At 61.8% G+C, this 5,392-nt stretch carries 6 protein-coding genes; 3 read left to right on the top strand and 3 right to left on the bottom strand.

Annotated elements, in window-relative coordinates; all coding sequences use genetic code 11:
- Window positions 1-674: ribose-phosphate pyrophosphokinase (locus EN984_RS21475; protein WP_164765565.1), on the top strand; the 674-nt coding region annotated here is incomplete at its 5' end.
- Window positions 675-814: 140 nt separating this feature from the next.
- On the opposite strand, the gene EN984_RS21470 is transcribed toward EN984_RS21475, so the two are convergent.
- Window positions 815-1,699 carry a helix-turn-helix transcriptional regulator gene (locus EN984_RS21470; protein ID WP_127270546.1) on the bottom strand — a complete coding sequence of 295 codons (885 nt, stop codon included), beginning with the start codon at window positions 1,697-1,699 and terminating at the stop codon, window positions 815-817.
- A 173-nt stretch (window positions 1,700-1,872) separates the two neighbouring features.
- Here EN984_RS21470 and EN984_RS21465 point away from each other — a divergent pair, with 173 nt between their 5' ends.
- Entirely contained in the window at window positions 1,873-3,114 is a 1,242-nt protein-coding gene (locus EN984_RS21465; RefSeq protein ID WP_128361821.1) for an MFS transporter, read from the top strand.
- Between the two features lie 71 nt (window positions 3,115-3,185).
- Here EN984_RS21465 and EN984_RS21460 read toward each other — a convergent pair whose 3' ends face one another.
- A complete protein-coding gene (locus EN984_RS21460) occupies window positions 3,186-4,043 on the bottom strand; it encodes an alpha/beta hydrolase (RefSeq protein ID WP_127267864.1) in 858 nt (285 codons plus the stop codon).
- A 150-nt stretch (window positions 4,044-4,193) separates the two neighbouring features.
- Between EN984_RS21460 and EN984_RS21455 the strand changes: the two genes are divergently transcribed.
- Complete coding sequence (locus EN984_RS21455) at window positions 4,194-4,622, top strand: MarR family transcriptional regulator (RefSeq protein ID WP_127267865.1); 429 nt, start codon at window positions 4,194-4,196, stop codon at window positions 4,620-4,622.
- A 92-nt stretch (window positions 4,623-4,714) separates the two neighbouring features.
- On the opposite strand, the gene EN984_RS21450 is transcribed toward EN984_RS21455, so the two are convergent.
- Window positions 4,715-5,392 (bottom strand): EAL domain-containing protein (locus tag EN984_RS21450; RefSeq protein WP_164765564.1); only part of this gene is annotated, 678 nt, incomplete at its 5' end.

The raw sequence follows: 5,392 nt of genomic DNA, 5'->3' as shown, positions 1-5,392 counted from the left end.
ATTTCGGCTACGCCAGGCAGGACCGCCGCGCCTCCGGCCGCACGCCGATCTCGGCCAAGCTGGTCGCCAACATGATCACCCGCGCCGGTGTCGACCGCGTTCTGACGCTTGACCTGCATGCCGGCCAGATCCAAGGCTTCTTCGATATTCCGACCGACAATCTGTTTTCCGTGCCGGTGATGGCCCGCGACGTGAAGGCCAAATACAAGCAACTCGGCAACGTCGTGGTGGTCTCGCCCGACATTGGCGGCGTGGTCCGCGCCCGTGCGCTGGCCAAGCGCTTCGATGCGCAACTGGCCATCGTCGACAAGCGCCGCGAACGGCCCGGTGAATCGGAAGTCATGAACATCATCGGCGCGGTCGCCGGCAAGGATTGCCTGCTGATCGACGACATCGTCGATTCCGGCGGCACGCTGTGCAACGCCGCCGATGCACTGCTGGCCAACGGCGCCACCAGTGTCACCGCCTATATCACCCACGGTGTGCTGTCGGGCGGTGCGGTTGCCCGCATCAGCGGCTCGAAGCTGCAGGAACTGGTGATCACCGATTCCATCCAGCCCACCCAGGGCGTGCTCGACGCGCCCAACATCCGCGTCATCTCGATCGCCGACCTCATGGGCGAAGCCATTTCGCGCACCGCGACCGAGGAATCGGTGTCGAGCCTGTTCGACTAGAGCAATTCCAGGAAAAGTGTGAAGCGGTTTTCCCGGGAAAAGCGCGTAGCGCTTTCCCTAGAGAATTACGTCAAAACAAAGAGTTAGAGCAGCTCGCCGTTTCCGTAAAACGGTAAAATGCTCTAGAACAGCCCCTGCCGTTACGGCGCAGGGCTTTCCAACCGAACCGGGCCGACCAGGCGACGAGCGACCTCGACGCTTTCTCGTGCGCCGCGCATATAGCCGCGCGGCGAGGTCCCCAGCATGCGCTTGAACATGGTGATGAAGGCCGGCACGCTGTCATAGCCGAGATCGAGCGCCACCCTGGTGATCGGCTCGCCGTCCGCCAGCCTGGGCAGCGCCGCGAACAGGCAGGCCTGCTGGCGCCATGTCGACAGCGACAAGCCAGTCTGGCGCTGGAAGGCGCGGGTGAAGGAGCGGCGGCTCATGCCGGCGGCATCCGCCCATTCATCGATCGTCGCATGCGGCGACGGTGCCGCGACGAAGCGCCGGCAGAGCGCCGACAGCCTTGGATCGGACGGGAATGGCAGGCCGAGCGGCCGTTCCGGCAAGGTCGGGATTTCGTGCAGCAAAAGGTTCATGATCAGCCCACCACGTCCTTCCAGAACGCCGCCTTGCGGCAGCTTTTCCGATTCCACGATCAGGCTGTGCATCAGGTCGGTGACGCCGACGACGCGCAAGCCTTCGGGCAGCCCGGGGATCGCCTGTGGCATGACATAGACCGAACGCATCGAGACATCGCCCAGCATCTCGACGGAATGCTCGGTGCCGGCTGGAATCCACATCGCGTGGTCGGGCGGCACCATCCAGCGTCCGTAGCGCGTCGTCACCAGCACCACGCCGACAAGCGCATGCAAGAGCTGGCTGCGGCTGTGGCGGTGCTGCGGCACACGGTAGCCATCGGGATATTCGGTCGGCAATGCCACCGCCGGCCCGGCCACTTGTTCAAGCCACTCCCAGCGGCTCTCGTGCAACTGGCCGAGATTGGCGTTGCCAGCGTGAAAGACTTCTTTGCCGTGCGGCATCCGATATGGCCCACTTGCGAAACTATTGGACCAAACCACGAAAGAAGTCATCCCGCAAGAAGCTTATAAGGCGCCGGTCCCAAGCGCTCCACAGGAGCGTCCGACAAGGCGGCCGCAGGTGCGTTCGTCAACTGCCTGCGGGCCTGCCCGCCAAAAAGACCACGGAGCCTACCTTGACCGATACGACAGCCGCCAGCGTCGCCCCACCGGCGACCACCAGTCACGCTTCAGCCCAGGCGACGGCCTTCACCGTGATCCTGGCGGTGAGCTTCTGCCACTGCATCAACGACATCATGCAGTCGCTGCTGTCGGCCATTTACCCGCTCCTGAAAGAGAATTATGGCCTCGATTTCTGGCAGATCGGCTTGTTGACCTTCACCTTCCAGGTGACCGCGTCGCTGCTGCAGCCTGTGATCGGCATGATCACCGACAAACGGCCGATGCCCTATTCGCTGCCCTACGGCATGGCGTCATCGCTGATCGGCCTGATTGTGCTCGCCTATGCCGGGCACTATTCGCTGCTCCTGATCGGCGCCTCGCTGATCGGCATCGGCTCGGCGATCTTCCATCCGGAATCCTCGCGCATCGCCCGCTTCGCCTCCGGCGGCCGCTTCGGCCTGGCGCAGTCGCTGTTCCAGGTTGGCGGCAATTTCGGACAGTCCATGGGGCCGCTGCTGGCAGCCTTCATCGTCGTGCCGTTCGGCCAGACCAGCATTTCCTGGTTCGCCGTCGGCTCGCTGATCGGCATCATCGTTTTGTGGCAGGTCGGCGGCTGGTACAGCCGGCTGCGTGCCGCACAGGGCACCCGCAAGGCGGCGAGCTTCGTTTCGCCCTTCCCGCGCCGCAAGGTGATGAACGCATTGATCGTGCTGACCCTGCTGGTGCTGAGCAAGAATGCCTACATCGCCAGCCTCGCCAGCTACTACACCTTCTATTCCATGCATAAGTTCGGCGTTTCGGTGCAGATGAGCCAAGTCATGCTGTTCCTGTTCCTCGGAGCCTCGGCGCTGGGCATCCTGCTCGGCGGCCCGTTCGGCGACCGCTACGGGCAGAAGGCGATGATCTGGTTCTCCATCGTCGGCGTGCTGCCCTTCACGCTCGCCTTGCCCTACGCCAATCTGGAATGGACGATGGTGCTGACGGTGCTGATCGGCCTGATCCTGTCCTCTGCCTTCTCGAACATCGTCGTCTTTGCGCAGGAACTCGTGCCGGGCCGCGTCGGCATGATCGCCGGCATCTTCTTCGGCTTCGCCTTCGGCATGGGCGGCATCGCGGCGGCCGTGCTCGGTATCGTCGCCGATATGAAGGGCATCGATTTCGTCTTCCAGATCTGCTCGTATTTGCCGTTTCTTGGATTGCTCACCGTGTTCCTGCCAAACATGAAGGAAGCGCGCAAAGCGCAGGCGGCCGCCTAGATCAGGCGGGTCTGCCGCTGTCACAAAAATGCACCCGCCTGATGACGGGTGCATTTTTGTGGGCCATGGCCTTAAGCCTTGAAGAAGGCCAGCAGGTCGGCATTGATGATGTCTGCATGGGTCGTGGCCATGCCGTGCGGGAAGCCCTTGTAGACCTTGAGCTCGCCCTTCTTGAGCAGCTTGATCGTCAGCAGCGCCGAATCGGCGATCGGAACGATCTGGTCGTCGTCTCCGTGCATGACCAGGACAGGCACGTCGATTGCCTTCAGATCCTCGGTGAAGTCGGTTTCCGAGAAAGCCTTGATACAATCATAATGCGCCTTGGTGCCGCCCATCATGCCTTGGCGCCACCAATTGTCGATGACGCCCTGCGAGATGTCCGCGCCCGGACGGTTGAACCCGTAGAACGGACCTGATGGAACGTCGCGGAAGAACTGGGCGCGATTGGCTGCCTGGGCGGAGCGGAAGCCGTCGAACACTTCGATCGGCAGGCCGCCGGGATTGGCGGCAGTCTTGAGCATGATTGGCGGCACCGCGCCGATCAGCACCGCCTTGGCGACACGGCCGCCGGCGCCATAGTTGGCAACATAGCGCGCCACTTCGCCGCCGCCGGTCGAATGTCCGACATGAATGGCATTCTTGAGGTCGAGATAAGCGGCGAGTTCCGCGACATCGGCGGCATAGGTGTCCATTTCGTTGCCGATATCCGTCTGGGTCGAGCGCCCATGGCCACGCCGATCATGGGCAATGACACGGTAGCCTTGTGACAGGAAGAACAGCATCTGGGCGTCCCAATCGTCGCTGCTCAACGGCCAGCCATGATGGAAGACGACAGGCTGCCCGGTCCCCCAGTCCTTGTAGTAAATCTGCGTTCCGTCCTTGGTGGTGATCGTACCGCTGCCGGAGCTGGGCTTGGTTTGCGAGGTCATCTCAATCTCCTTGTGGTTATTTCCGCGATAAACAATATCGCGATAACCATATAGCTAACGCGGCACAAAACCCTTGTCCACAAAAATATGTATCGCGATATCATTTTCGTGGTATCGAATTGATGCCCATATTGGCAAAAGGAATGCGCCGTGCCTCTCCCGTTGGACAATCAGCTCTGTTTCACGCTCTATGCCACCAGCATGGCGATAAACCGCACCTACAAGCCGATGCTGGACGAGATGGGCATCACCTATCCGCAGTACCTGGTGCTGAACGCACTTGGAGAGGCCGATGGGATGTCGGTCGGCACCATCGCCAACCGGTTGGCTTTGGAATCGAGCACCGTCACGCCGCTGGTGAAGCGAATGGAGCAAGCCGAGCTGGTGACCCGCCAGCGCAGCCAGACCGACGAACGCCAGGTGCAGGTCGACCTGACATCAGCCGGACGCGCGCTGCTGGTCCAATGCAACTGTCTGAACGAGACCTTGGTCGAACGCTCGGGCATGACGCTTGCCGAGCTCGATGCCTTGAACCGGCAGATCCAGGCGCTACGCAACGCGTTGACCAGCGACCGGTAGCCCCTAGGTAGCCGCTTGGCCCAGTCATGGGTTGATTGCAATCAGTACGGCTTTTGAGGGCGGCTAAGCCAAACGTCGGAAAGAGGCCACCATCATGCGGACTTAAGCACGGCAAATGACCGTTTGCGCATGGCCCGCTTTGCCTGGAAACTGGCGGCGGGAGCGGGGCGGCCGACATGGAAGCCCTGGATCTTGTCTATGCCGAATTCGCGCATCAAAGCCATCTGTTCGTCGGTTTCCACCCCTTCGACCAGGATCTTGTGGCCGCGATTTCGAACCAGGGTGATGATGTCCTGCAGCATCGCCTTGCCGCTCAGGGAGCTGCAGTCGTGCAGAAACGATCGGTCGATCTTCACCGTGTCGAAATCGATCAGGCGAAGCCACGAAAGGCCCGCAAAGCCCGTCCCGAAATCATCAAGCCATATCTTGATCCCGAGCAGCTTCAGGTCGCTGATGCAGCGCAGAATGTCCGAGTGCATCTCCATCTCCAGCCCTTCGGTGATCTCGAAGGCCAGCCTGCTGCCGGCGACGCCGGTTTCGCCCAGAATGGTCGCGACAGACGTTGCGAAGCCAGGTGTCTTAAGCTGGATCGGGGAGACGTTGACGCTGACGACACGGACGTGGTCGTCAGCCAGGAGTTCGGCGCACACCGTCCTTATCGCCCAGCGCCCGAGTTCCAGGATCGCGCCGGTTCGCTCGGCGACGGGAATGAACAGGCTCGGCGGAACCGATGTGCCGTCCAGCATTTTGAGGCGCATCAGAGCCTCCAC

Origin of the sequence: Mesorhizobium sp. M7A.F.Ca.CA.004.12.1.1 (genome assembly GCF_003997835.1) — a bacterium.
GTDB lineage: Bacteria > Pseudomonadota > Alphaproteobacteria > Rhizobiales > Rhizobiaceae > Mesorhizobium.
Note: the sequence above shows the minus strand (reverse complement) of the source record. Positions and strands in the feature narration are given on the sequence as shown.